Origin of the sequence: Pseudotenacibaculum haliotis (assembly GCF_042684245.1) — a bacterium.
Classification (GTDB): domain Bacteria; phylum Bacteroidota; class Bacteroidia; order Flavobacteriales; family Flavobacteriaceae; genus Polaribacter; species Polaribacter haliotis_A.
In genome coordinates this window covers 390,079-416,292 of the sequence record NZ_JBHULH010000001.1, presented here as the reverse complement: position 1 = coordinate 416,292, position 26,214 = coordinate 390,079, and the positions used below count along the sequence as shown (strand labels likewise).

General features: G+C 35.1%; 19 protein-coding genes. 9 read left to right on the top strand and 10 right to left on the bottom strand.

The window, feature by feature from the left end; all coding sequences use genetic code 11:
• The first annotated feature begins 130 nt into the window (after positions 1-130).
• The 5 genes from ACFSRZ_RS02030 to ACFSRZ_RS02010 all read left to right on the top strand — a co-directional run bounded on the left by ACFSRZ_RS02030 (position 131) and on the right by ACFSRZ_RS02010 (position 9,001).
• Complete coding sequence (locus ACFSRZ_RS02030; protein WP_379664853.1) at positions 131-1,444, top strand: dihydrolipoamide acetyltransferase family protein; 1,314 nt, start codon at positions 131-133, stop codon at positions 1,442-1,444.
• A 159-nt stretch (positions 1,445-1,603) separates the two neighbouring features.
• A complete protein-coding gene (locus ACFSRZ_RS02025) occupies positions 1,604-5,182 on the top strand; it encodes a TraB/GumN family protein (RefSeq protein WP_379664852.1) in 3,579 nt (1,192 codons plus the stop codon).
• An 86-nt stretch (positions 5,183-5,268) separates the two neighbouring features.
• The gene (locus ACFSRZ_RS02020) at positions 5,269-6,318 is read left to right on the top strand and encodes an AraC family transcriptional regulator (RefSeq protein ID WP_379664851.1); all 1,050 of its coding nucleotides are present in this window, start codon (positions 5,269-5,271) and stop codon (positions 6,316-6,318) included.
• Positions 6,319-6,411: 93 nt separating this feature from the next.
• Positions 6,412-6,837, top strand: coding sequence for a nuclear transport factor 2 family protein (locus tag ACFSRZ_RS02015; protein ID WP_379664850.1), 426 nt, complete (start codon positions 6,412-6,414; stop codon positions 6,835-6,837).
• Positions 6,830-9,001, top strand: a complete 2,172-nt coding sequence (locus tag ACFSRZ_RS02010; protein WP_379664849.1) for a DUF5916 domain-containing protein — start codon at positions 6,830-6,832, stop codon at positions 8,999-9,001. Before ACFSRZ_RS02015 ends, ACFSRZ_RS02010 begins: the two co-directional genes overlap by 8 nt.
• A 47-nt stretch (positions 9,002-9,048) precedes the next feature.
• Here the strand turns inward: ACFSRZ_RS02010 and ACFSRZ_RS02005 are convergent, their stop codons facing one another.
• Both ACFSRZ_RS02005 and ACFSRZ_RS02000 read right to left on the bottom strand, forming a co-directional pair.
• Positions 9,049-9,909 (bottom strand): hypothetical protein, encoded by an 861-nt coding sequence (locus tag ACFSRZ_RS02005; protein ID WP_379664848.1) that lies wholly within the window; start codon positions 9,907-9,909, stop codon positions 9,049-9,051.
• Between the two features lies 1 nt (position 9,910).
• Entirely contained in the window at positions 9,911-10,609 is a 699-nt protein-coding gene (locus ACFSRZ_RS02000; protein WP_379664847.1) for an Ig-like domain-containing protein, read from the bottom strand.
• 133 nt (positions 10,610-10,742) lie between these two features.
• Here ACFSRZ_RS02000 and ACFSRZ_RS01995 point away from each other — a divergent pair, with 133 nt between their 5' ends.
• Together ACFSRZ_RS01995 and ACFSRZ_RS01990 are read left to right on the top strand one after the other, a co-directional pair.
• The gene (locus ACFSRZ_RS01995; protein WP_379664846.1) at positions 10,743-11,465 is read left to right on the top strand and encodes a hypothetical protein; all 723 of its coding nucleotides are present in this window, start codon (positions 10,743-10,745) and stop codon (positions 11,463-11,465) included.
• 17 nt (positions 11,466-11,482) lie between these two features.
• Complete coding sequence (locus ACFSRZ_RS01990) at positions 11,483-12,247, top strand: hypothetical protein (RefSeq protein ID WP_379664845.1); 765 nt, start codon at positions 11,483-11,485, stop codon at positions 12,245-12,247.
• 78 nt (positions 12,248-12,325) lie between these two features.
• Here ACFSRZ_RS01990 and ACFSRZ_RS01985 read toward each other — a convergent pair whose 3' ends face one another.
• The 3 genes from ACFSRZ_RS01985 to ACFSRZ_RS01975 form a co-directional block, all read right to left on the bottom strand.
• Positions 12,326-13,978, bottom strand: coding sequence for a pyruvate dehydrogenase complex dihydrolipoamide acetyltransferase (locus ACFSRZ_RS01985; RefSeq protein WP_379664844.1), 1,653 nt, complete (start codon positions 13,976-13,978; stop codon positions 12,326-12,328).
• Between the two features lie 3 nt (positions 13,979-13,981).
• Positions 13,982-14,971, bottom strand: coding sequence for a pyruvate dehydrogenase (acetyl-transferring) E1 component subunit alpha (pdhA, locus tag ACFSRZ_RS01980; RefSeq protein WP_379664843.1), 990 nt, complete (start codon positions 14,969-14,971; stop codon positions 13,982-13,984).
• A 132-nt stretch (positions 14,972-15,103) separates the two neighbouring features.
• On the bottom strand, positions 15,104-15,766 hold the full coding sequence (locus ACFSRZ_RS01975; protein WP_379664842.1) for a hypothetical protein: 663 nt from the start codon (positions 15,764-15,766) through the stop codon (positions 15,104-15,106).
• A gap of 231 nt (positions 15,767-15,997) precedes the next feature.
• Between ACFSRZ_RS01975 and ACFSRZ_RS01970 the strand changes: the two genes are divergently transcribed.
• The gene (locus ACFSRZ_RS01970; RefSeq protein WP_379664841.1) at positions 15,998-20,434 is read left to right on the top strand and encodes a hypothetical protein; all 4,437 of its coding nucleotides are present in this window, start codon (positions 15,998-16,000) and stop codon (positions 20,432-20,434) included.
• Position 20,435: 1 nt separating this feature from the next.
• Positions 20,436-22,007: a T9SS type A sorting domain-containing protein gene (locus ACFSRZ_RS01965; RefSeq protein WP_379664840.1), complete on the top strand. Its 1,572-nt coding sequence runs from the start codon at positions 20,436-20,438 to the stop codon at positions 22,005-22,007.
• Between the two features lie 3 nt (positions 22,008-22,010).
• Here the strand turns inward: ACFSRZ_RS01965 and ACFSRZ_RS01960 are convergent, their stop codons facing one another.
• From ACFSRZ_RS01960 to ACFSRZ_RS01940, 5 genes are all read right to left on the bottom strand, one after another.
• The gene (locus ACFSRZ_RS01960) at positions 22,011-22,676 is read right to left on the bottom strand and encodes a M15 family metallopeptidase (RefSeq protein WP_379664839.1); all 666 of its coding nucleotides are present in this window, start codon (positions 22,674-22,676) and stop codon (positions 22,011-22,013) included.
• A 140-nt stretch (positions 22,677-22,816) separates the two neighbouring features.
• Entirely contained in the window at positions 22,817-23,347 is a 531-nt protein-coding gene (locus ACFSRZ_RS01955) for a nuclear transport factor 2 family protein (protein ID WP_379664838.1), read from the bottom strand.
• 50 nt (positions 23,348-23,397) lie between these two features.
• On the bottom strand, positions 23,398-24,123 hold the full coding sequence (locus ACFSRZ_RS01950; RefSeq protein ID WP_379664837.1) for a head GIN domain-containing protein: 726 nt from the start codon (positions 24,121-24,123) through the stop codon (positions 23,398-23,400).
• A gap of 97 nt (positions 24,124-24,220) precedes the next feature.
• The gene (locus ACFSRZ_RS01945; RefSeq protein ID WP_379664836.1) at positions 24,221-25,867 is read right to left on the bottom strand and encodes a PspC domain-containing protein; all 1,647 of its coding nucleotides are present in this window, start codon (positions 25,865-25,867) and stop codon (positions 24,221-24,223) included.
• Complete coding sequence (locus tag ACFSRZ_RS01940; RefSeq protein ID WP_379664835.1) at positions 25,860-26,204, bottom strand: PadR family transcriptional regulator; 345 nt, start codon at positions 26,202-26,204, stop codon at positions 25,860-25,862. Before ACFSRZ_RS01940 ends, ACFSRZ_RS01945 begins: the two co-directional genes overlap by 8 nt.
• Positions 26,205-26,214 lie beyond the last annotated feature (10 nt).

Genomic DNA, 26,214 nt, shown 5'->3' with positions numbered 1-26,214 from the left:
TATCAATTTATTAGCTTCTTTTTAAGAATTTCTTAATAAAAAATTATTTTCAAAAGAATTATTCAATTAGAAAAATCGAGGAAAAGTCACTCATTTTTCGTACTTTCGCAATCTCAAAAAGAAATCTACAATGGCAAAATTTGAAGTTAAGTTACCTAAAATGGGAGAGAGTGTTGCAGAAGCAACGATCACAACTTGGTTAAAAGAAGTTGGGGATACTATTGAAATGGATGAAGCAATCGTAGAGATCGCTACTGATAAAGTAGACTCAGAAGTACCTAGTGAAGTTGAAGGAACCTTAGTAGAAATTTTATTTGAAAAAGACGCTGTTGTAGAAGTAGGGCAAACTATAGCCATTATAGAAACTGAAGGAGGTGAAGTTGTAGCAAGTACACCGGCACCAAAAACAGAAGAAGCACCAAAAGAAGTTGCAGAGGTTGAAAAAACAGTAGAAGCTGCTATTGAGACAACTTCTCAACCTATTGCAAAAACATCTGATTCAGGAAAGTTCTTCTCGCCATTGGTAAGAAACATTGCTCAAACAGAAGGAGTGAGCATGCAAGAGTTGGAAAGCATTGCAGGTTCAGGAAAAGACGGTAGAGTAACTAAGAATGATATCTTAGAATATGTAGAGAATAGAAGTGCAGCACCGAAAGCTGCTCCGGCTCCAAAAGCCGCTCCGGCAAAAACAGAGAAAAAAGAAGTTGCAAAAGCAACTCCGATTTCTGTGAATGGTGAAGATGAAATTATTGAGATGAGCCGTATGGGGAAATTGGTTTCAAAACACATGGTAGACTCAGTACAAACATCTGCTCATGTACAATCATTTATTGAAATTGATGTAACCAATATTGTAAAGTGGAGAAGTAAAGTAAAAGACGCATTCTTTAAGAGAGAAGGAGAGAAACTAACCTTTACTCCTATACTAATGCAAGCAGTTGCTTCGACAATCAAGAAATTTCCACTAATCAATATTTCTGTACAAGGAGATTCTATTATCAAAAAGAAGAACATCAACTTAGGAATGGCAGCAGCATTGCCTGATGGAAACTTGATTGTTCCAGTAATCAAGAATGCAGATCAGTTAAACTTAGTTGGAATGACCAAACAAGTAAATGATCTAGCAAACAGAGCGAGAGCAAATCAATTAAAGCCAGATGAGATCCAAGGAGGAACATATACCGTAACTAACGTAGGAAGTTTTGGTTCTGTAATGGGAACTCCAATTATCAACCAACCTCAGGTAGCGATCTTAGCTTTGGGAGCTATTAGAAAAGTTCCTGCTGTGATTGAAACTCCTGAAGGAGACTTTATTGGAATCCGTCAGAAGATGTTTGTTTCACATTCTTACGATCACAGAGTAGTAAATGGTGCTCTTGGAGGAATGTTTATTAAAACGCTAAAAGAAACATTAGAAGCTTGGGATGTAAATCAAGACTTCTAAAAGGAAAAATAAAATAGAAAAAGCCGCTCCTGTTGGAGCGGCTTTTTTGTTTACTCATCAAACGGTTTGTTTTTTAGTGTAATTTCTCCCAGTAGCGTATTGTTACTTTGATAAGTATTGAAAATTGATTATTTTAGACTGTTCCTCTAAAAAAATATTATGAAAAAGCTATTTACATTATTATTTCTATCGTTTTTGTGTACTCATGTAACTGAGGCACAGAATAGTTTGCTATGGAAAATTTCCGGCAACGACCTTAAAAAAGACTCTTACTTGTATGGAACAATGCATGTAAGTGAACGTATTGCATTCCATTTAGATGACGTGTTTTTCGAATCCTTGCTAAAATCAGACTATGTGGCATTGGAATCGAATCCAGAAAATTGGCTGGAATATTCATTCGAATCCGGCGAGCTTATGGGGAATTACAATCATACAAATTCTTCAGGGAAAAACTTCTACAACGAACAATTTCAATTCGATCCGCCTAACATAAGTGAGATTTCAGGCTTTTTATCGAACGAACATTATGTACTTAACGGTATTCTATACAGAACCAGTCCAATGATGCTAGACTTTCAGGAAGAAACATATTTAGATATGTTTATTTTTCAAAGTGGTAGTAAATACAATAAAAAAGTAGTTGGGTTAGAAGATATAGAACGTTCCTCAAATTTGGTAAAAGAAGCAACGAAAGGAAATTTTGTTAAAGAATCACCTGATGTATGGTTGCAGAAGATGATGAAGGAAAAAGGAGTTGCTAACCTGATGTCAGATTTATACAGAGACAGAAATATAGCATTGTTAGACTCAATTAATGCGGCTTTATACAATGATAAATATCTAGAAAATATGCTCTATATCCGAAATGAGGATATGGTGAAAAGTATTGACTCTCTAGTGAAGCATGGAAGTGTTTTTTCTGCTATTGGAGCTGCACATTTGGCAGGAGAAAAAGGAGTGATTCAAAAACTAAGAGACAGAGGGTATACAGTAACTCCTTTGGGGTCAAAGATTACTTCGAAAGGAAAAAAGATCAAAGAAGAAATTGAAGAAAAAGAAGCAAAGGTTACGTACAAAAGAAGAGTGGGTAGCGATAAATTCTTTTCTGTGAACTCTCCAAGTAAGCTATATGAATTAGGGTACAAAGGATTTACTATTTGCCTGAGTCCAAATATTCAAAACGGAGCCTATTATACAATTGCAAGAATTAATACAATGACTTCTTTTGGAGGTGAAATTCGATCACTTACCGATATGGATAAAATCCTTTTCGAGAATATTCCCGGTAATATTGTTAGTAAGAAAGAGATCGAGAAAAATGGCTATAAAGGTCTAGATATTGTCAATCAAACTAAAGTAGGAGATTATCAGAGATACCAAATATTCTTAACACCGTTGGAAGTTGTTGTTTTTAAAATGGCAGGAAAACGAAAGTACGTCTTGAAAAACAGTAAACTTTTTTTCGACTCGATTGAACTTAAAGATCTTTCCGGCGAACTTATAACAGTAGCTCCAAAGCATAAAGGATTTGAGGTTACAATGCCTAAGTTTTATACGTTTAACAACTCTAAAGAAATGGGAAATCGTTTTGTGCAAAGTATGGATGCGCAAGGCAACTATTATTTTCTGAAAGAGGTTGTTTTGAATGATTTGAAATATATTGAAGAAGACGATTTTGAATTGAAAAGAATTCATGATCGTTTTTATAAAAATATGGAACTGACCTTAGATAAAGGAAGATATGAAGGAGAAGGAAAATCGAGGGTTTATATTTCAAAATCTACCAAAACAGACAAAGAAAAATACACACACCTAAAAACGATTATCAAAGGAGGCTACTATTATCTGATGGGAAAGATCAGTAAAGATTCTACAGAACCTACTGCTTTTTTCGATTCTTTTAAACTAACAACATTGAAGCAAAATAAAGATGATCTGGAAGTAAAGAAAGATACCAGTTTACATTATTCGGTAAAAACAAGAGTAAAGCCTAGCTATGAACATAATGGAATTCGTAATAGCAAAAAGAAATATGAACCCTATGTAAAAACAACAAACTATTATGCAAAAACCAATGAGCATATAGAAGTCAAGTTAAAGAAGTTTCATGATTGGAAATCTTTTAAGAACATAGACTCTTTATGGAATTATGAGATTGACAGGTTTGCTAGAGTCGATTTGACAAAATTTCATTTGAAACAAATAGTTGAAAATGGGGGAGATTACTATAGATGGAAAGAGAAGTTTAAAATAACCAATAAAACAGCTGGAAAAGATGCCTTCGGAAATGAGAGCATAACCTATTTAATGAGAGACACTCTTTCAGACAGAGCTATTAAAGTGAAGAAAATTCTGGTAGACAGAAAACTCTATACTCTTAAAACTCTAGTTGATGTACGCCACGAAGACAGTGAATTTGTAAGAGAGTTTTTCAATACGTTTCAACCCCAAAAAGAAACAGGCAGTACAGATGACCTTTTTCAAGACAAAGTAGCAGTATTTGTAAAAGCTCTTAAAAATGGAGACAGTATTGCTTTTGATAGTTATTCTGAGATAAAGTTTAAGAAAGAACATATAAACCAGTTAATTGCCTTGGTTCAGGATAAATCTCTGAATTCCAATCAACAATTGATCAAAGATTATTTGATCGGTCAGTTAACAGAATTGAAATCAAAGAAGGTAGAAGAATTTACCGAAGACTTGTATAAAGAATCATTTAACAACCCTTACAGTCAAATAGCTATTTTTAAATCTTTGGCAAAAGAGAAGAACAAAAAGTCGTTAAAGAAGCTTTTAAAATTGCTAAGAACAGATATCCCAATTACGAACAAAAAATCGAGTATCAAACTGATGTTCTTGGAGCTAAGGGATAGCTTAGCTCTTACCAAAGAATTATTTCCTGAACTTCTCAACTATACAACTGTTGATGACTATAAAGAGCCTATATATCATCTGCTTGCAGGGCTTGTAGAAAAAGAATTGATCAAACCTAAAGAATATCGTAAATACAAAAGTCAGATACTTACAGAAGCCAGAATTGAATTAAAAAGACAATTAAGTTATACGATCAATAAGAGAAAAGATAGACTTGCAGGAACTACAAATTATAATCGAAATACTGGAAACTTGTTAGAATCTTATATAAAGATTTTAATGCCTTTTGCGCAAGATAAAAATAGCAAAGAGTTATTTTCTAAAATTGGCTTACTGGAAAACACTGAAGTAAAAACAACGTATATAGCTGAATTGATTAGATCAAATCAGGATGTGCCTAAAAAACTGCTTTATGATTTGGCAAAAGATATCAAAGGACGCTACCATCTCTTTACCAGATTAAAAGAAATAGGTAGATTGGATGTTTTACCGAAAGAGTTTTTAACGAAAGAGAAAATATACGAGGCTATTATTTTAAAGAATGAAGGACTTAAAGACAAAGATTCTATATTGTTTATAGGAAGCAGAGATATTACCATAAAAGGTAAAGCCCATGAAACCTACTTTTTTAAAGTAAAATCAGCGATGTATAGTTATGCAAAGCCTAAATGGACACTTCATTTTGCAGCATTTAAAAAAGAAGAAGAAATTCAATCAAAAGCAATCTATACAAGAGGAAAGCAATATATAGATGAAACAGAATCATTAGAAGATCAACTAAAAATTCACCTTGAAAAGATTCGGTTGAAGGATCGAAAAAGAGTAGATCTTTCTGTCAAACGGAATTATGGTTATTTCTAAGAAGTTTAAAAAAAGCCTAAATATTTCAAAACGCTCGCATAAAGCGAGCGTTTTTATTATTTTCGAGTTCACTAAAAATCAACTCAATGAAATTTGAAAACCCAATTCTGTTCTTTGTATGCGCACTGGGTGTATTTAATGGGATTTTGGTGAGTTTGTACTTCTTGTTATTGAACAAACAAAAACGTGTACAGAACTTTTTATTTGGGTTGTTAACTCTGTTTTTGAGTTTAAGAATAGGAAAATCTGTCTATGTAATTTTTACCAATAGAGAAGAAAGAGATTTACTAATCATTCAAATAGGATTGTCTGCTTGCTTTTTAATTGGAGTTTCTTTGTTCTACTATTTAAAATCTTCGATAGAAAACAGAAAGACCATTCCTAAATCGTGGGTATTACATTTTGTTTCTTTAGTTGTAGTTATTGTCACTGTAGGACTCTTAAAACCGTATCAAAGAGACCCTTTGTTTTGGAATTCATTCTTTGTCTGGTTTATTTATAGCGTGTGGGGAGTGTATTTGTTAGCATCCGCTTTTTTGATCAGAGGAAGTATTAAAAAGTGTTTTCGAAAAGAGAACTCTTGTACAACATCTGAGTATTGGTTAATAGCTGTTTTATTGGCAAACATCTTGATTTTTTCAGCGTATATCATAGGATATTTTTATATGTATCTTATAGGAACCATTACCTTTTCTTTTGTCTTCTATGGCTTATTGATCTTTTTTATTTTCCGAAAAAACAGAGAAACTATTTTTCAAGATATACCGGAAAAATATGCAACAAAACGAATTGATGATCAAGAAGCAAAAGAGCTTTTAAATACATTAATACGACTAATGGAAGAAGAGTGTTTGTATAAAGACACCGATATAAAACTTCAAAAAATAGCGAAACGAATTCACGTTTCTGGGCATAAATTATCTCAATTATTAAACGATAATCTAGGAAAAAACTTCACTACGTTTGTAAATGACTATCGAATAGCGGAAGCAAAGCGATTACTACAGGAAGAACAAAAAATAACCTTAGAAGCGATAGGTTTTGAGGCTGGATTTTCTTCAAAATCAAGCTTCTATGCAACCTTTAAAAAGGTGGTTGGAAAAACACCTTCAGAATATCAAAAGCAGTACAAGTAGTCCATAATTATAAATTAGGACGCCTAGATTATAACCCTTCATCTTTTCATGGAAGCATTTTAAGAGGTTTGCTGAAACTTAAAACTTTTTAAAATGAAAAATCTATTGATCATCGTATTTCTATGTTGCTCTTATGTGAGTTTCTCTCAAGCTTCAAGTGATGAACAAGTAAAAAAAACACTTCAAAATTACATTGACGGAAGCTCTTATAATAAGCTCAAATTGCTAAGAAGCGCTTTCTCTAAAAATGCGACACTTTACTTAACTACCAGAGATGGATTTAAGCGATTGACACCGGAAGATTATGTTGGTTTTTTTAAAAACTCAAAAGAAGGAGAGTTCAACGGACGTCATGGAAAAATTTTATCTGTAGAAGTAACAAAAGATATTGCCACAGCAAGAGTAGAGATCTCTATTCCAAAACGAAAGTGGATTTTCATCGATCTATTCCTATTGAAGAAGACAGGTGAAGGTTGGAAGATCATTAGTAAAACAGCAACTAGGATTGACAATGAATAAAATTCTAAAAAGAGCCTTTTGTCCTTTACTTTTCCTTTTTGCAAGCAGTTTACTAGCGCAGAAATCTGAGATTCGGTTTTTAAATACTGAAATCTCTGTAGACGGAAAATTGGATGAATCGGTATGGAATCAATTAGAAGAAGTTACCGGTTTCTTTAATCATATGCCTACTGATGAAGGATTGGCCAAAAATCAAACCGTTGTAAAGATCTATCACAACGGAGAGTATTTGTTTGTAGGGGCTGTTTATCATGACACTACGGAAAGAAGGCAGGTAAGCTCTTTAAAAAGAGATGTTTCTATAGGAATAAGCGATGCTTTTATCATGGTATTGGATACACAAAACCAAGAACAAAATGGAAACCTATTTGCTGTAAATGCTTACGGAACTCAAGTAGATGCCTTGGTTGAACGATTGAGTACAGGCTACGGATTAAACTTTAGTTGGAGTACTATATGGAAAGCCAGAGCACGAGTTGAAGGAACAAAAAACATCTATGAAATAGCAATTCCTCTAAAGACACTGAATTTCAGAAAAGAGAATACAGTATTTGGAGTGCAATTCTATACACGAGATATCAAAAACAACTCATGGACCATCTTAGAAAATGTAAAGCGAAATTTTCCAACTTTTGATTTAAGGTTTACACGGAAATTCAACATCCAAAATTTACCTGAGAGATCGGCATCCCGATATGCTATTACGCCGTCTCTAACTGTAAATCACCAGAAAGATGTTGAAGCTGATCATAGCGATACAAACTTTAAACCCAGTTTAGACGTTCAGTATAACCTGACATCATCTCTTAAGCTGGATGCCACGATGAATCCTGATTTTTCACAGATTGATGTTGATCAGCAAGTAACAAACCTAACTCGCTTTTCGATATTTTTTCCAGAGAGAAGAAACTTCTTTTTAGAGAATGCAGATTTGTTTTCTAATCTGGGAACCTTTGATGTAAACCCGTTTTACTCGAGAAGAATAGGAGCCAATAGTGATGTGCAATTCGGTATGAAATTATCCGGAAACATATCACCCAAAACAAGAATTGGAATCATGAATGTGCAAACAGGTGAGGAGGGAAGCATACAAGCTCAAAACTTTTCGGCATTGGTAGCAGAGCAGCAATTGTCAGAAAGGTTTGCAGTAACCGGATTTTTGATCAACAAACAAGAAACAGAAAAACTTCGTTTTGTAGATAATTACAATCGAGTTACGGGAGTAAACTTGAATTACAAATCAAAAAATAACAAGTGGACAGGTTTGATAAACTTGGGAAAGAGTTTCAACGATGGAATTTCAAACAAGAATCATTTTTACCATGCAGGAATTTGGTATACTACTCGGGGGTTATCTTGGGATGCTTCAATAAAACAAGTGCAAAGAAATTATATTGCAGAAACAGGATTTACGCCACGATTGTACAATTATGACGCAATTAACGATCAAGTTATTCGAGAAGGATATACGCAAACTTCCGGAAGAATTGAATATCGTAAGTTCTACGATAAGTCAAAAACGATCAACTGGGTTCGGTATTTTAATTATGTAAATGATCATTATTTTGACGAGCAAGGAGAACTCATACAATCATCACACTTTCTAAATTCGGCTATCTTTTTCAAAGATCTCTCAGCAGTTTATTATGTGGTTGAATATGATATAGTAGACTTAAAATATGGTTTTGATCCTTTAGGAAACGGAAATTCTTTAGTACCGGAGATCTATCGTTTTGGGATATTGAAACTTGGGTATAATTCGGCAAACAATCAAAAGTTTCGATATCGATTCAATGTGCAAAAAGGGAGTTATTATGGCGGAGATAGAATGGTTGCCGGAGCCTATTTGAATTATCAACTTTTGCCTTTTGCCAACATAGAAGTGTCGTACGATCTAAATGATATTGATTTAAAAGAGTTAGGAAAAGAAACTTTTCACTTAACTCGATTTACCGGAGAGGTGTTTTTTAATACTCGTTTGAATTGGACTACTTATGTACAACATAACACACAGCGAGATAATTTTAATATCAACAGTAGATTGCAATGGGAATACAAACCGCTATCGTATATCTATTTGGTGGTAACAGATAACTTTAATCAATACATCAGTAGGAAAAACTGGGGAGTTTCTTTTAAAATGAATTACAGATTTGACCTATAAAAAAAGCCGTTCCTTTGGAACGGCTTTTAATTTTATTCAATTACTTTTTATTTGATATCTAAAAAGATCCCACCACTAATGGATGGATTGGCCGCGATAATTCTTCCTGATACCGCTCCGCCATAAGTAAGCGAAACACCCAATTTTTTTGTGATGTAATAGCTAGCTTCTAAACCAACACCAATAAATTCTACATTATTGGCAAAAATGCTTCCTTGTGTATTATTTTGAGCATTTAAACTTCCGTTCTGTAAAGACTCTACAATATCAATTCTACCAATAACCCAAACTTTGTTGTTGAATATATTGATTCCGGATTCTAACCCAAGACGAAGTTCGTCTGAAAAATTTTGAGTCCTATTGTTAAACCCTAAATAAGCTTTAGCATAAAGAGGTGTGTTCTTAAGAGTGGTAGAATACCCGATCAAACCTGACAGATATTGATTGAACTCCCCGTCACCTGTTTGATAACTTCCATCACTTCCACCGGCATCTTCTCCTGTAGGTAAACCTAAGAGGAGTTTAGCAGAAGCCGACCATTTTCCTTTTCTGAAGAAATTGTAATTTACTCCTAAATCAATATCTCCAATAGAAGAAACAGCTTCTCCTTCCTGAATTAGTGCATTGGTAGTTCCTGAAAACACATTGTTTTGTGTTGCTCTAGCAAAAAAAGGTACGTAAGCAACAAGATCTAGCTTATTTGAGATTCCGTATTCTGTGTAGAAGTTTACATTGAATTGTGATCTTGTTACATTAGGATCGATATCTCCCGTATCAGTATAGTGCTGATCTGTTTTTAAGTACCACGCAGAAAGTTTGTAAAATCCTTTCCCTTTTCCTTTTGACCATTGTCCGAAGCTTGTTTGAGCTATCAAGCTAACAGCTATTAGTAATATAATTCTTTTCATCTTAGTCATTAATTTCTCCATGTCCAACTTTTACCGAGAATGGTTTACACCAATACAAAAGGTATTTATAATCGTTAATTGCAGTTTCCGGTATGGTATAGGAATGTGCTCCGTTAAATACTTGTACTGCGCCAACTTCTAAAGCACCGCTAATAGAATTTGGGTTGTTTGACAGGTATAAGTATAAACCTGGTAAACTGGTAGATGCTTGGTAGTTTCCTTCAATCTGTAGATCCAGATTTTGAGAATTCTCTATTTCAGAAATAGTAAAATCTCCTGTCAACGTATAAGAACTGGTAGAAATAATCATTCCGGATTTACTTACAGGACCACCATTGTCTACAGCTTCTGTGGTAACAGTAATTTCTTTTGTTTCTGAAATTGTACTGCCATCTTCCAGCGTAACCGAGACACCAATGTTTGCTGTTCCTTCAGAAATAGCCGAAAGCAATCCTTGATTATCTATAGTAGCTACAGCAGCATTACTACTAGACCAGTTAAGAGTTACCTGTTCTTCTTGTCCAACATTATTAAAAAAAGTGGCGTTCAATTGATATGTATCGTTTATTTGAATTTCGTCTATAGGGTTATTGATAGAAATTCGTTCATCGATCAGATCGTTGATAAAGTCATTTTCCACACAACTCAATATGAGTAAGCTTGTGAAAAAGAGAAAGGAAATAGTTTTTAAGGGTTTCATTGTGTTTGAAATATAGTTTTCTGTTTTGTCGAGATGATTTGACATCATTACAGAAAAACAAAACTTTTGAAGGTAAAAGAGACAATACTGTGAGTATATCTTTATCTTTAGCCTTTAATTAAAAATTTAGATGATGAAAAAAATGTTATTAGTACTTTTTGTGTTTTCGTCCCTAGCGGCAGTATCTCAAGAAGTAACTTTAAAGTTGAACTACAAGAAAGGAGATAAATACTTATTAAAAGTTGCAATGGATCAAAGCCTTGGTATCATGGGAGGTATGAATATGGAAGCTGATATGCACATGAGTATTATTAATGTCACTTCTGATAATATTACCACTGAAGCTAGAATCAAAAGAATGGCTGTAGATGTTTTACAAGGAGCTACAAGAATGAGCTTTGATTCTGATAATGTAGATGAAAACAGTAGCGAGCAACAAATTATGAAGCAACAGTTTGACCCGATGTTAAAAGCTGTAATTACACAAGTTACAGATAGATATGGGAAATTGATCAGTGCTAAAGTTGAACCTCAAGTGCCAGGAATGGATAACTTCGGGCAACAATCTGAGTATCCTAAAACACCTGTAAAAGTAGGTTCTACTTGGGAAACAGAAACGAAAGATGCTACTTCTGGGAATATTAAAATGAGCTACAAAGTAACAAAGATCACAGGGACTACATTATTTGCAGACATTACAGGATCTGCATCTGCGTTACCTGGATCTGAGATCAAAGGAACGTTAGAGGTAGATATTGCTACCGGTAATCCTAATAAAGTAGATGTATTGATTGCTACGGAAGTTCAGGGATCTAAGATCACTATTAAAACTACAGTAACGTCTACTAAAATCTAATAGTAAAGACAAAAATGATGATAAATACAATAAAGAAAATTGTAACAGTATTCTTATTGGTTGCTTCTGTTTCTATAGCAGCACAAGAGTCGGTGTTATTGCAATATAACTTTAAAAAAGGAGATCAGTATTTGATCGAAATGAATTTAAAGCAAGACATGGCACCTATCATGAGTATGGATATTGACCTAAGTATGGTCATGAAATCGATTGGTAAAGACGGAAACAACTTGAAGAACACCTACCAGATCAAAAGAATGAAAATGCTGATGGGAGCTCAAGGGCAAAACATCGAGTTTGATTCTGATGCTAAAGACGAAGATCTGAATGATGAGGAAAAAAAGATGAAGGCTGAGATCGAACCAGCGTTAAAAGCAATTATCTATCAAACAATAGATAGAACAGGAAAGGTAGTAGAGCAAAAGATGGTGCCGGATGTAAAAGGAGCTATGTCTTTGATGAACCAAAATCAGTTTACGAATATGGAGTATCCTACAACACCTGTAAAAGTTGGTTCTTCATGGAATTATTCTCAAAATATGAACGGCACAAACATGAAGGTAAAGTATACAGTTACTAAGATTACCAAAGAAAATGTTTTTGCAGATATTACCGGAGAGATCGAAGGAGTTTCTGGAACTGAAGCTGATGTCTCTATAGGAGGAAAAACAAAGATCGACAGAAGTTCAGGTATGGTTGTTGACATGAATTTTGTAATGAACATGTCTGCCAGTGGTATGGGGATTAAGATGAATGTTGCAATGAAGTCGAAAAAAATGTAATAACAGCTTTATAACAAACCATAAAAAAACCTCTAGAATTTTCTAGAGGTTTTTTTATTTATGATCTATTGATAACTCTTATGCTAACATAGTTACCGGATTCTCTAAATATGTCTTTAGAGTTTGTAAGAACTGTGCACCTACAGCACCATCTACAGTTCTATGGTCACATGCTAAAGTAACCTTCATTGTATTTCCTACAACAATTTGTCCGTCTTTTACAACAGGCTTCTCTACGATCGCTCCAACTGAAAGGATCGCTGAATTTGGTTGATTGATAATAGAAGTAAAACTTTCTATTCCAAACATTCCTAAATTAGATACAGTAAAGGTACTACCTTGCATTTCTGCAGGAGCAATCTTTTTGTTTCTTGCTTTTCCGGCTAAGTCTTTCACAGCTGCTCCTATTTGAGTTAAGCTCAACGCATCTGTGTGTTTTACTACAGGAACAACCAATCCTTCGTCTACGGCAACAGCAACACCTACATGGATATGACTGTGGTATAATGTAGCGTTGTCAGACCAGGTTGTATTTACCTGCGGGTGTTTCTTTAATGCCATGGCGCAAGCTTTTACAACCATATCATTAAAAGATACTTTGGTATCAGGAATAGCATTGATCATTTTACGAGAAGCAATTGCATTTTCCATATCTACTTCAATATTTAAGTAGAAGTGAGGTGCAGAGAATTTAGAATTCCCAAGGGCTTTTGCAATAGCTTTACGCATTTGAGAATTTTTCATTTCACTAGTATTTTCCTCTCCGGCAATAGCAAAGTTAGTTACTGCGGCAGGAGCACTCGTTGCTGGTGCAGCAGCTGCAGGAGTTGCTACTTTAGCAGCAGGAGTATAGTTTTCTACATCTTTCTTTACAATTCTACCATTATCTCCGGAACCTTTGATATCAGCTAAATTGATTCCTTTATCCTTAGCAATCTTTTTAGCAAGAGGAGAAGCAAAAATTCTTCCGCCTACTCCACTTCCAGATCCACCATCATTGCTTGAACTTGTTTTGTTTTCTTCTGCAACCTGAGGTAGAACTTCAGGAGCAGTATCTTGCTTAGGAGTTTCCTCTTTTGCAGTAGCAGATAAACTACCAGAGCTGTGAGCTTCAACCAATCCGGCAACATCAGTTCCTTCTGGTCCAATAATAGCTAGCAAGCTATCTACAGGAGCAGTTTCTCCTTCTCCTGTTCCTACATGTAATAAAGTTCCTTCATAGAAAGACTCAAACTCCATTGTAGCTTTATCTGTTTCGATTTCAGCTAAAATATCACCTTCTTCTACTTTGTCTCCTACTTTCTTTAACCAAGAAGCAACAGTTCCTTCTTCCATGGTGTCACTCAATCGTGGCATCGAAACAACTTGCACTCCATCAGGAATAACAACTGCAGAACTACTTTCAGCTTTAGCTTCCTCTTTAGGAGCCTCTTCAGTTTTTGTTTCTTCAACTGCAGGAGGAGTACTGTTTAACAATCCGGAAATATCTTCACCTTCTTCACCAATAATAGCTAAAAGAGAATCTACAGGAGAAGTTTCTCCTTCTTGTACACCAATATGTAATAGAATTCCTTCATTAAAAGATTCGAATTCCATGGTAGCTTTATCAGTTTCAATCTCGGCTAAAATATCACCTTCCTCAACTTTATCTCCTACTTGTTTTAACCACTTTGCCACAACACCTTCTTCCATGGTGTCACTTAATCTCGGCATGTTTACTACTATTGCCATAATTTATTTGATAAAAGGGTAATCTTCTTGTTCGTATACTACATCGTGAAGTAAGTTGATCTCTGGATATGGAGATTCTTCAGCAAACTTCTCACATTCTTTTACAAGATCTTTCACTTCTTGATTCATTGCTTCGATCTCTTTGTCAGTAGCATATTTCTTTTCTTTGATCACATTTAATACTTGAGTGATCGGATCTATCTTTTTATACTCTTCTACTTCTTCTTTAGTTCTGTAGTGTTGAGCATCACTCATAGAGTGTCCTCTATAACGGTACGTTTTAACTTGTAAGAATGTTGGTCCTTCACCACGTCTTGCTCTTTGAATAGCTTCATCAACAGCTTCAGCAACTTTGATAGGATTCATTCCGTCAACAGGTCCACAAGGCATTTCGTACCCTAAACCTAACTTCCAAATATCTGTGTGATTTGCAGTTCTTTCTACTGATGTTCCCATGGCATATCCGTTGTCTTCTACAATAAATACTACCGGAAGTTTCCAATTCATTGCCATGTTAAAAGTTTCATGCAAAGAACCTTGTCTTGCAGCACCGTCTCCAAAGAACGTTAAGGTTACAGCATCGTTTCCTTTGTATTTATCAGCAAAAGCAAGTCCAGCTCCTAATGGAATTTGACCACCAACGATTCCGTGACCTCCATAAAAACGGTGTTCTTTAGAAAAGATATGCATAGAACCACCCATTCCATGAGAAGTTCCGGTTGCTTTCCCATATAACTCAGCCATCACTCTTTTTGGATCTTCACCCATCCCAATAGGCTGTACATGATTTCTATAAGCGGTGATCATTTTATCTTTTGTAAGATCCATTGCATGCAAAGAACCTGCTAAAACTGCTTCTTGACCGTTGTATAAGTGCAAGAAACCTCTTACCTTTTGTTGAATATAGACTGAGGCTAATTTATCTTCGAATTTTCTCCAAAAAAGCATGTCTTTATACCAATTTAGGTAAGTCTGCTTAGTGATTTTTTTCATTCTTCCTGTTGTTTGTTTTTTACTTAAAAATTTCACCCAAATATTGGGATAGCAAATACAAAAGTAAACCTTTTCAATAGAATAAAAAAAGCTGTATTTATGAAATTAAAGATAACGTTTTCGTAGACCCGATTATTTGTCTTTGGCTATAAGAATTACGGCTTTGGCGCCGGTTGCCAAATTCCATTCGTTAGAAGAAATTACGTTTCCGTTTTCGTCATAAACCTTAAAGGCTGCTGTGTTAGGACCGGAAGTACCTTGATTTAATGCAATAAAGGAGATTTTATTGATTCCCACTTCCAAAGGAATGTCAAATCCTTGGAATGCTCTTTTAAGCGTAAGGTTCTTAACAACAGGAATATCATTGATCATAATAGTAACTCGATCTCCATCCGGATATTGAAAGTCTCTACAAACTACTTTTACAGATTTGGATTGAGTTCTAAAACTACCTAAATCTTGATCGATTACAGGGTAAGGTGCGTTGATCTTATTCCAAGACTTTAAAAAACGCTCTTCTGCGATCTTGGCAGATGTTAAGATCCCTTTATTTTTAAGATCATCGTCTTTTTTCTTTTTTGCCAATTTCTTCTGCTCTTTATCATAAGCTTTTTTGAAACCGTCTGCAGTACCATTTTTTAAGGTTTTAGGTTTCTTAACTTCTTTAGCAGGAATGGCTAGAATAGCTTTCTTTTTTCCTTTTTTCTCTGTACCACTTTTGTCATCAACCTGAGCCATGGCCCCAAGAGATGAAACAAACAATGTTAAAAACAGTATGTATGATAATCTTTTCAAAATGAGTTAAATTCTATAACTTCTTTCAACAAATATAATGCCGATATGCCAGTAAGTCGTTGTAAAACTGTTAAAACTTACTTTAAATCAGGAATATACTGTTTTGTCACTTTTTGTTACCATTAAAATTTTTTAAGAAATTAGTAGTGAATTATCATTGCAATATAAATTCAATATTCTGAATAAGAATATGTTATTTGATACCTTTTGATCAACTAAACCCTCAATATCATGAAGTCACTACCTTTAAAAGTAGTAGCGATTTTTTTATTGCTATTCTCCGTAAAAGCTTCTTCACAAAACTTTACCATAAACGGAATTACAGGAATCAGTTTTAACGAATCTGGAACAGATTATACAATAAATATCACTGACGATTTTCATGCTTTTGGTATGACGATCTCACCTCAAAGTGTGACATTAGATTATACGGCCGCAACCAAATCATTTGAAATTACTGGGATGGTAGAAAGTCAGTTCGACGGAAATACCATCGATGCAACCATTTCCTTTACAATTGAAAATCAGGTATTGCAAACGTTGTCCTTTGACGTTTCCGGAAATTTTAATTTGAACGGATTAACATTAACGTCTCAAAGTTTGGAGTTTCAGTGGGATGGAGCAAATAGTTACTATGAAATGTATGGAGGAGTAGAAGGTACACTGGAAGGAGAGAGTATTACACTGTCGTTTGGTGATAGTGATACTCCGGGACTGATCATAACTAGTGGGGCGATTACCACTTTTGAAATGTCTGTTGAAGGAAGTTTTGACACAAAAGATATTACTATTCAATCCGATGGATTGACTTTTTTATATAACAGTTCCGATAGTCAATTTGAAATGTATGGAAACGCTACTGTCTCTTTTGACGGAGAATCTTTGGATGCAGGTTTGGGAAATAGTAGTAATCCGGGGCTTATATATAAAAGTAATCTTATAGAACAGATCAACTTTGATGTGACTGCCGATTTTACTTTGAAAGGTTTAGAGATCAGTCCTGAAAGTTTTGGATTCCAATGGGATAATCCAAACAATCAATTTAAAATGTTTGGAACACTAAAAGGGAAGTTTGAAGGAAATGATATCAACCTTTTGTTGGGAATTAATAGCAGTCCCGGGCTGATTATCAGCAATGGGGTTATTCAATTATTTACAATGTCAGTTAGTGGTAATTTTACTTTTAAAAACATAACCATTACCCCTTTAGATCTAACTTTTTCTCATACATCAAACAATGAATTTAAAATGTATGGAACATTAATTACTGCATTTGATAACGAAACTATCCATGCTGATTTTGGAACCGATAGTTCGCCGGGAGTATTGTATGAGAATGGAGTAGTGGAGCAGATGAATTTTAATGTTACGACAGATTTTACCATGAAGGGAATCGAGTTCAACCCTCAAAGTTTTGGATTTGATTATGACAAATCCAACGATCAATTTGAAATGTACGGAACCATTAAAAGTAAGATAGAAGGAAACAATATAGACCTGTCTTTGGGAGATGCTAATGATCCGGGATTGATTATTACCAATGGAGTTGTTGACTCTATTGATATGGATGTAACTGCAGGTTTTGATTTTAAGAGTATTACATTTTCTCCTAACGATCTAACATTTATCTACAACAAAAGCGAGTCACTCTATGAGATGTACGGCTCTTTATCTGTAGCTTTTGATAATGAATCGTTAGATGCCACTTTCGGAGATGCTTCTTCACCGGGGTTTAAGTACAAAAACAATGTTGTAGAGTCTATAAATATGGGAGTTACGACTGATTTTACGATGAAAGGAATTGAGTTTAATCCTCAGGATTTTGGATTCGACTATGACAAACCCAACGATCAATTTGAGATGTATGGAACCATTAAAAGTAAGATTGAAGGAAATACCATAGACCTTTCTTTAGGAGATTCCGATAATCCGGGATTGATCATTACCAATGGAGTTGTTGATTCTATTGATATGAGTGTAACAGCTGATTTTGATTTTAAAGACATTACATTTTCTCCTGATGATCTAAGCTTTGCGTATAACAAAAGTGATGATCTGTTTGAAATGTATGGAAACTTGTCCATTTCTTTTGATGGAGAAACAATGGATGTAAATTTAGGAGATAGTGGAACACCTGGATTAAAATATGAGAATAACGAAGTTCAATCTATAGATTTTGGAGTAACCGCAGATTTTAGGTTGAAAGAACTGGAGCTAAAACCTACCAACCTGACATTTATCTATAAAAAAGCAGAGAACAAATTTGAAATGTATGGTGATCTAAAATTATCGGTTGGAAATTTTGATAATGATGTTGAGGCTAATTTGGGTAATTCTTCTCACCCTGGTTTTCTATATGAAAACTCAAAGATCAAGCAAGTAAATATTGCAATCACAGGTGATTTTAAAATGAGCGGATTAGATATTAGAGTTGATAGTCTAGGAGCGGATTGGGATTCAAGTAGTGGATATTATCATGTTTATGGATCAGCATCTGTGCATGTAGACGGTCAGTCTATTTCAGCAGATTTCGGAACGTTTAATGACCCTGGATTTGTTTTTAAAGAAGGGCATTGGCATTATTTCAATGTAGACTTAAATGCAGATTTTAAAATAGGGAATCTAGAGATCATAGCGAAAGACTTGGATGTAAGTTGTTGTGAGAACGGATACTTTGTGATCAAAGGAGAATTGGAGGTCAAAGAAGTTTTTTCATTGGCTGTTACTCTAGGACATGACGGCCAAGGAGGTTTGTTTATTGATACCAATGGAAGCGAACCGAAATTTAAACTAGAAGATTTTACTATAGATATAGAACATGCCAATCTAGGAGCAATAGACCTAAAGCAAGTAAAGTTAGAATTTAACAACGATGGAATTGTTGAATCCGATGTGAAAGTTGTTTTTCCGGAAGGATGGGAGATAGATTCTAAAATGAAGTTCAGGGATGTACACGGAAAAGCAGAACTTGATGAAATTTCATTAGCATATCGTGCAGATCAGATTGAAGATGCGATTGAAATATTTGAAGGTGTGCAGTTAACCTATTTGGAAGGTGATGTTAAAAACTTAACGAGACCTTCAGAACTGGAAGTTGGAGGGACAATAGGAACCATCTACGGTGGAGGCTTTACCTTAGATCATAAATCTGCGACTTTTTTAGAAATGACAGATGGAGTTACTATCTCCAGTAAAGAGTTCAAGATCAACGGAGATGTTAATGTAGGAGCTTATAGATCAGGAACCAATACTTGGCATGGTTTGTTAGGAGAAGGAAGTATAGACCTAACAGCATATTTTCATCACTACATCAAGGCAAGAGTAAAAGCAAAGTATCCGGGAGACCCGTTAATTGAAGCTGATCTTTCTGTGTACTTTGGAAGTCATGGAAACTTTGACGGTTTACTGGATGTAGAGTTTATTGTGCCTCACTGGGTACCTTTTATTGGAGGAAAACATTATGGAAGTGTAGATGGCGCTGTTAGATATAAAAAAGGAGATCTTAACGGGAGTTTTGGAGCAGCTTGGGTACGTATCAAAACCTTTTGGCATACGTATCATGAAGGAGCAAAATATACCTTTGGTTCTAGGCATGTTAGTTCTATAGGGAGCGGCAGTATTAGTAGCATCGAAAAAACCATTCACCATGATGAAGGTAGATCTTTACAAGGAAGTAGTAAAGTATTTGAATTTGATGTGCCACAACCAGCGCCTAATTCAATGTTAATTGATATTGATTGGGTTGGAGAGGTAGACAATGCTTTGGTAACGGTAATAGGGCCGGAAGGCACGTATGAATTAACAAAAGCAGTAATCTCAGAAGAAAATGCTATAGATGAAACACCTACCATGATCTATGAAGAGAACATGACTACCATTGCAAGGGATACAGTAACTACCTTCCTTTTTAAAACACCTTCAGCATTTAGCGAAGAAGAGATCATACACTCAAATATAGTAGATGGTAGATACCAATTGGTTGTTTCTTTTCCTGGAGCAGAGACTGAGATCGATACCATTCAGTTCAAACCCAAATGGCAGATTCCGGAATCGAATATTTTAGTAGCGAAGAACTCCAACAATAAGTTTGATTTGACAATTGATTACTGGACAGCTCTTCCAGACTCTACTTATGTGTCTTTTTATGTGAACAATGTCAACTCATACGAAGAAGGTAGATTGATCAATCACGCAAGAGCTGCTAATTATGATGAGTTTGGGTACGGAACAGAAACATTGGAATACACACCTAAGTATTTTGAAGGAAATACAAGCGAGCTATATTTCTATGCAGTTATAGAAGATGGCGTAAATCCACCATTTCGATCTGTCATTAGCTCGATGTATGATCATGAGTATGATTTTTCAGGAACAGTAACCGTAAATGATCCGCTAAATGACCTACTGGCAGAAGGACTTCGAGTCTTTTTAGATCTGGATAATGACGGAAATTTTGATACAGCTTCTACCGGAGGAATAGAACCCTTTAGTTTGGTTAATGAGAACGGAGAATTTGTATTTAGAGATATAGAACCTGGAACATATCCGGTGAGAATAGTATTACCGGCAGGCTACCGTTTTACAGGAGAAACAGATAACTTTTCATCGAAAACCATTGTTTTTGACGGAACCCCTCTACAGTTAAACTTTGAAATTGAAACGTATTAAGATGAAAGCATTACAAAAAATAATCACTGTTCTTTTCTGTATAACTCTAGGAGTACATACAGTATTTTCGCAAGACTTAATTACTCACGAATCCATTTCACCCTCAGCAAATGGTTTAACAGGATTTTCTTCAGCTGTCTCAGGAGGTTGGGCTATCGTAGCATCACCTCAAAAAGATGTAAGTGGAAAAAAGAGTTTGGGAGGAGTTACATTTTTTCAATTAACAGATGGACAATGGAAGATCTTTCAAGAAGTGTTGCCTTCAGATATTAGTGAATTAGGAAGTTTTGGTTCTAGCTTGGCAATTGAAGGAAATACGGCAGTAATTTCAGCAGCAGGAGATCATCAATCCGGATTGTTCTCAGGAGCAGTTTATGTATATAAGTATGATTACTTGCAAGCAAGTTGGATTCAAACAGCCAAACTCAAAGCATCAGATGCGGGGATTGGAAAACGATTTGGACATGCTGTAGATCTGTATAATGATATGATTCTTGTAGGATCTTATAATGCTGATGGAAATGAAGCAAAATCAGGAGCAGCTTACGTGTTTCAAAGAACCGATAGCGGATGGCAAGAGCAACAGAAAATAGTAGCAACTCAAGGAAAAACCAACGATTATTTTGGACATCAGGTTCATATATTAGATGAAAGTCATGTAGCCATTGGCGCCTATAATGCAGATGGAACAGCTGAAAGATCGGGAGCAGTTTATATTTTTCAAAAGTCAAATAATACTTGGTCAGAAAATGTAAAGCTTTATGATGAGCAAGGAGCTTCCAGTGATCTTTTCGGGTTTAGTTTAACATCCGGACCTAGATTAAACAACAGCGGAATTGCATCAGGTTTTCCGGGAATCTTGTTCATCGGAGCTCCGGGAACAAATCGTAATAACAAACAAACGGGATCTGTATACTTCTATACAGAAGATTCTTCAGGTTGGAATAAGAGCATGGAGTTAATCGAAGAGAAGAGCAATCATAATGATCATTTTGGGGTTTCTATCTCTTGTAATTCTAGCGGAAATCTATTTGTAGGTTCTAGCAGAGCCAATACAGATTCTAATTTAAATGCCGGTCAGGTGTTTATGTACGAAACCTTTTTTGGGCAAGGAAACTCAAGCTCGCAAAGTTTTGAGCTATCAGCTAATTTTGTGAATGCTTACGATCAATTCGGAACTCATGTAACTACGGATGATGAAAATATAATTATTGGTTCTCCTTATGCAGACACAAATGGGTTGAGTAATTCTGGTGACGTAAGTTTCTTTAGGATGACCTCATTGATAGGAGCAAGCTCCAATACTGAAGATGTTTATTCTTTAGAGCAAAACTCACCAAACCCTAGTTTGGGAACAACAGTAATTCAATATGGTTTAAAAAAGGCAGGTAAGGTTAAGATTTCTGTATACAACCTCCTGGGTCAGCTTGTAACGGTTTTGGTTGATGAGCAAAAAGATTTTGGTATTTACACCGTAAACTTTGATACTAGTAAATTAGAATCGGGTGTGTATGTATACAAGATCGAAGTGAACGATTTTAGTGCAGATAAGAAAATGGTTATTGGAAACTAAGTACTACTTGATAGGAAAGTCAAAATAGGTTTCCGGGTAGGGTTCATCTTTCAACGTAAAGTGCCACCATTCTTTAGCATAAGGTTTAAAGCCTGCTTCTAACATTAAATTTCGTAAAAGCATTCTGTTAGATCTTTGTTGCTGTGTTAGTTTTGGGTAGAATGGGTGAGAAGGAGTTCCAAAAAAGTCATAAGAACTTCCCATGTCTAGCTCTTTTCCTGTTTTTATATCTACAATAGTTAGATCTACTGTGCTACCTCTTGTATGCCCGGATCTTGAAGCAATATAATCTAGTTTAAAGAGGTCTTTTTTGGCTACATCCGGATAGTAATGCTGTTTCATTAACGTGTCATTCAACACCTTTGCCCATCGTACAAAATGATCAACAGAACGTTGAGGTCTGTACGCATCATATACTTTTAAACTAAACCCAAACTTTAACAGTTTAGCTTGAACTTTATGCAATGCTTTTGCTGCCGGAGTACTAATAATTACCGTATTCTTTTCGTAGCCATCAATTGGCTTTCCAATGAAATTATTGTTTGTGATGTAACGCAATTCAGACTGAATCGTTGTATCTATATCAGAAAGGTATGAAAACCCTTTTGGTAATTGAGAGTAACAAGAGATTGAGAGGGTAAAACAAATGAGAATGAATAGCTTTTTCATACTCTCAAAGATACAAAAAGACCATGACTTAACTCTGTAAAAAAAGTAAGAGCCGTTTCTTGCGAAACGAACTCTTACCAAGTAAACTAATAAAACCAAGTATTAGTAAGTTAATTAGAGTTAGCGTGTCTAATAGATTACTAATTTTGTATCGGTTGATGATCGTAGCTTAATACTCTCTTCAACGTCCATTTATTCTTTTTCAGCACCCACAGATGTGTAAACTTAGCTACCACTGTTGGTATCGTTTTTCCCTCTTCTCTTAGATAAAACTCATGGTCTCCTTTCTGGATTGCACCATATAGTTTTCCGTTGCTGTATAAAGGAAATACTTGGAGAGATCCTTTTACTAACTTTCTAAGAGGCTTGCTCTTTGGGTTACTGCAAATATTCTGTTTTACGGTTTTTACAAACGCTTCTTTCCCATTTGTAACCCCACCTGTATCGTGGTAAAACTCGAGATCTTCACTTATTAGTAGATCTAAATCTGAAATGTTACAATTATTGAAAGAAGATTCAAAAATAATACTGTCATTTTTCTGTAATGTCTTGAATAATTCCGAATCTTTATTCACTTGCGCATTACTCATGATCGAGAAAAGAAATGTAGCAATGGCTATTATGATCTTTATCACGATACTATCTCTAAAAAATTCCGCAAAATAATTCATAGCTAAAGTTGGTTAGTTGCTGGGTTTGGTTGATTGATGTTAGTTGATTATTATGATCTGGAACGAATTCCTCCTCCAGATGATGATTTCTTGTTTACTTTCTCAGGATTTCCTTTGTATCTGATGTCTCCACCGCTACTTGCTCTAGCTTCGATAGATTCTGAAGCATAAACACTAATGTCTGCTCCACTGCTTACTCTTGCAGTAACATCTTTACTTTCTAATCCGTAGGCGTGAACTGAACTTCCGCTAGTAGCGCTTGTACTGTGTGTATTGGATGTTCCACTAATTCTTAGATCAGAACCACTTGTAGAACTACTTGTTACATTATCAGCATCTACTTCAATTCTCATATCTGCACCACTACTGGTACTAACATCTAAGTCTCTGGCTTTGATAACACCTTGAGAGTATACATCACTACCACTAGTAGCTCTTAACTCTTCAATATTAGTTACAGTTAAGTACACTTTACGAGCTTTGGCTCTCCAGATATTACCATCTACATAGATTTTTAGCATATCTCCCTGAACTTCTGTCATGATGTAATCATGTAAGTTTTCATCAGCCTCAACAGTTAAAGATACTTTGTTTCCTTGTTTGATATACAAGTCAATTCCGCTACTTACTTTAACTCTTGTAAAGTCGTCGTTGATTTTTCTTTTTTCAGAAATTACATTTCTGTTTCCGTCAATTCTGTTGAACATATCTACTCCACATGATGCAAAGACTACAGAAATGAAGAGAAGAACGGTTAGTTTTTTTACTGTTTTCATGGTTTTTAGTTTTGTTATTCAAATGTCTATATATAGACGCTGTTTTTTTAATTAAGGTTACCCAATTGTTTGATTTTTAAGATGAACTGTTACTTTTTTAGTTTTCATTTTCTGTTTCAGGCTCTTCTTCAATCTCTTCTTCACAATCTGAACAATCCAATCCTTCCTCTGTCATTAAGAAATAATGCTCTATCATTTCGCTATCGTACATATTGTCTACATCATAAATACCGTGTAAAAAGCTCTGCATCGTTTCATCAAAGTATACGGTACTGTTTTCAGGAATGTATACTGTTACATAGATAACTTCATCTTTGAACTTGTACCTTGAGTTTGATAGGAAATAAGCATCTAGAGATAAGGTATTTCCATCCAAATCATATTTGTATTCTAATTCTTCTGCATTCTTCTTAGCAACGTTTCTGTTTCGTCCTTCTGATACTTTTCTCACTTTTACAGAGATTTGATCAGTATTACTTTTTTCTACATCAACTTTTACATAGTTAGAATAAGTTCTCTTTTTATCTCCTTGGTACACTTCAATTCTTCTTGTACTTCTTCTCAATCTAGATTGGTAGTACAAATCGTCGTTGTTTACCATTTTTAACTTCAATGTGTCTGTGTTTTCTAAGTACAGGTCTTTGGTGTCTATTTTGTTTCCGTTATAGGCTTGAGAAGTACCAAACTCGATTCCTGTAAAAATGACCATCAATAAAGCTACGATCCAAATACCTAATAAGGTTAATGATGTTGTTTTGCTGAACTTTCTTACGTTGCTTGATAAGATTCGTAATCCTAAAACAAATAAGATCAAGAATGGGAATCCAACAAGAACTAGCGAGCAAATTGCTAACAACCAGTGAGGTAATATAGAATCGTGCATGAATGGAGGAACATCTAAGAATTCATCTCCAAAGCCGAGAACTTCAAAACTACCTATAGAAAAAATAGCAAGAACAAATGAGATCAGTACGGAAGCGGATACAATAATGATTATGACTCCGATAAATTTTCCAATGACATTAAAGAATGCCATGATGATCTTACCTAGCGTGTCCAAAAAATCTTGAAAACCCGTTTTGGCCTTGTTTCCATTTTTTTTTACACCTTCATTTACTTTTTTTGTGACTTCGTTGGCTCCATCTTTGATCTTCTCGGTCATGGTTCCCAATTCTTCACGAATTTTTTTTTCAATGTTATCTATATTCACCGGCTCACCTTCCATCTGTAATTTTTCAGCGGTGGTCTTAGCTTCAGGAAGTAAGATCCATAAAATGATATATAATAGAACACTAAATCCACTGAATAATAATATGATGAAAGCCAATCTGATCCAGATCACGTCTACATCAAAATAATGAGCAATTCCAGCAGCAACACCCCCTAAGAACTTATCATCACCGTCTCTGAATAATTTCTTTGAGTTAGAAGACTGTCTTTTCGTGTATTTGTAGCTAGAATCTGTATAGCCTTCTTCACTACCTGCATAATCTTCCGGCTCACCCATAATTTTTATGATGTCGCTAATGTCTTGTTCATTAACAACTTGGCGAGCATCGGTAATTTTCTCTGATAAAAGCTCGCTAATACGAGTTTCTATATCAGAAATAATTTCATTTTTCCCCTGCGGATCGTCACTTAAAGATTTAGCGATCGCATCTAAATACCTCTTTAATTTTTGATAGGCATTTTCATCGATGTGGAAAAAGTATCCTCCTAAATTTATGTTGATAGTTTTATTCATTTTTCGGTGATTTTTTGCTTGTTACTTGGTTTACAGCATTAATTAAATTACTCCATGTTTTGTCTAATTCTTTTAAAAACATGCCTCCATTTTCTGTTAATACGTAATATTTTCTTGGGGGACCTGAGGTAGATTCTTCCCATCTGTAAGATAACAAGCCTGCATTTTTCAAACGTGTTAATAATGGATATATGGTTCCTTCTACCACAATCATCTCCGCACTCTTTAGCGTAGAAAGAATCTCAGAAGTATAGGCATCTCCATGCTGTAATATGGAGAGGATGCAATACTCCAGCACTCCCTTGCGCATTTGTGCTTTTGTGTTTTCTATTTTCATGTGTTGTTCT

Excerpts from the sequence above, each read along its gene's own strand:
- ACFSRZ_RS01950 (WP_379664837.1), bottom strand. The coding sequence starts at position 24,123 with ATGAAAACAGTAAAAAAACTAACCGTTCTTCTCTTCATTTCTGTAGTC.
- ACFSRZ_RS01970 (WP_379664841.1), top strand. The coding sequence starts at position 15,998 with ATGAAGTCACTACCTTTAAAAGTAGTAGCGATTTTTTTATTGCTATTC.
- ACFSRZ_RS02025 (WP_379664852.1), top strand. The coding sequence starts at position 1,604 with ATGAAAAAGCTATTTACATTATTATTTCTATCGTTTTTGTGTACTCAT.
- ACFSRZ_RS01965 (WP_379664840.1), top strand. The coding sequence starts at position 20,436 with ATGAAAGCATTACAAAAAATAATCACTGTTCTTTTCTGTATAACTCTA.
- ACFSRZ_RS02015 (WP_379664850.1), top strand. The coding sequence starts at position 6,412 with ATGAAAAATCTATTGATCATCGTATTTCTATGTTGCTCTTATGTGAGT.
- ACFSRZ_RS02010 (WP_379664849.1), top strand. The coding sequence starts at position 6,830 with ATGAATAAAATTCTAAAAAGAGCCTTTTGTCCTTTACTTTTCCTTTTT.
- ACFSRZ_RS01960 (WP_379664839.1), bottom strand. The coding sequence starts at position 22,676 with ATGAAAAAGCTATTCATTCTCATTTGTTTTACCCTCTCAATCTCTTGT.
- ACFSRZ_RS01985 (WP_379664844.1), bottom strand. The coding sequence starts at position 13,978 with ATGGCAATAGTAGTAAACATGCCGAGATTAAGTGACACCATGGAAGAA.
- ACFSRZ_RS01945 (WP_379664836.1), bottom strand. The coding sequence starts at position 25,867 with ATGAATAAAACTATCAACATAAATTTAGGAGGATACTTTTTCCACATC.
- ACFSRZ_RS01940 (WP_379664835.1), bottom strand. The coding sequence starts at position 26,204 with ATGAAAATAGAAAACACAAAAGCACAAATGCGCAAGGGAGTGCTGGAG.
- ACFSRZ_RS02030 (WP_379664853.1), top strand. The coding sequence starts at position 131 with ATGGCAAAATTTGAAGTTAAGTTACCTAAAATGGGAGAGAGTGTTGCA.
- ACFSRZ_RS02000 (WP_379664847.1), bottom strand. The coding sequence starts at position 10,609 with ATGAAACCCTTAAAAACTATTTCCTTTCTCTTTTTCACAAGCTTACTC.
- ACFSRZ_RS02005 (WP_379664848.1), bottom strand. The coding sequence starts at position 9,909 with ATGAAAAGAATTATATTACTAATAGCTGTTAGCTTGATAGCTCAAACA.
- ACFSRZ_RS01990 (WP_379664845.1), top strand. The coding sequence starts at position 11,483 with ATGATAAATACAATAAAGAAAATTGTAACAGTATTCTTATTGGTTGCT.
- ACFSRZ_RS02020 (WP_379664851.1), top strand. The coding sequence starts at position 5,269 with ATGAAATTTGAAAACCCAATTCTGTTCTTTGTATGCGCACTGGGTGTA.
- pdhA (WP_379664843.1), bottom strand. The coding sequence starts at position 14,971 with ATGAAAAAAATCACTAAGCAGACTTACCTAAATTGGTATAAAGACATG.
- ACFSRZ_RS01995 (WP_379664846.1), top strand. The coding sequence starts at position 10,743 with ATGAAAAAAATGTTATTAGTACTTTTTGTGTTTTCGTCCCTAGCGGCA.
- ACFSRZ_RS01955 (WP_379664838.1), bottom strand. The coding sequence starts at position 23,347 with ATGAATTATTTTGCGGAATTTTTTAGAGATAGTATCGTGATAAAGATC.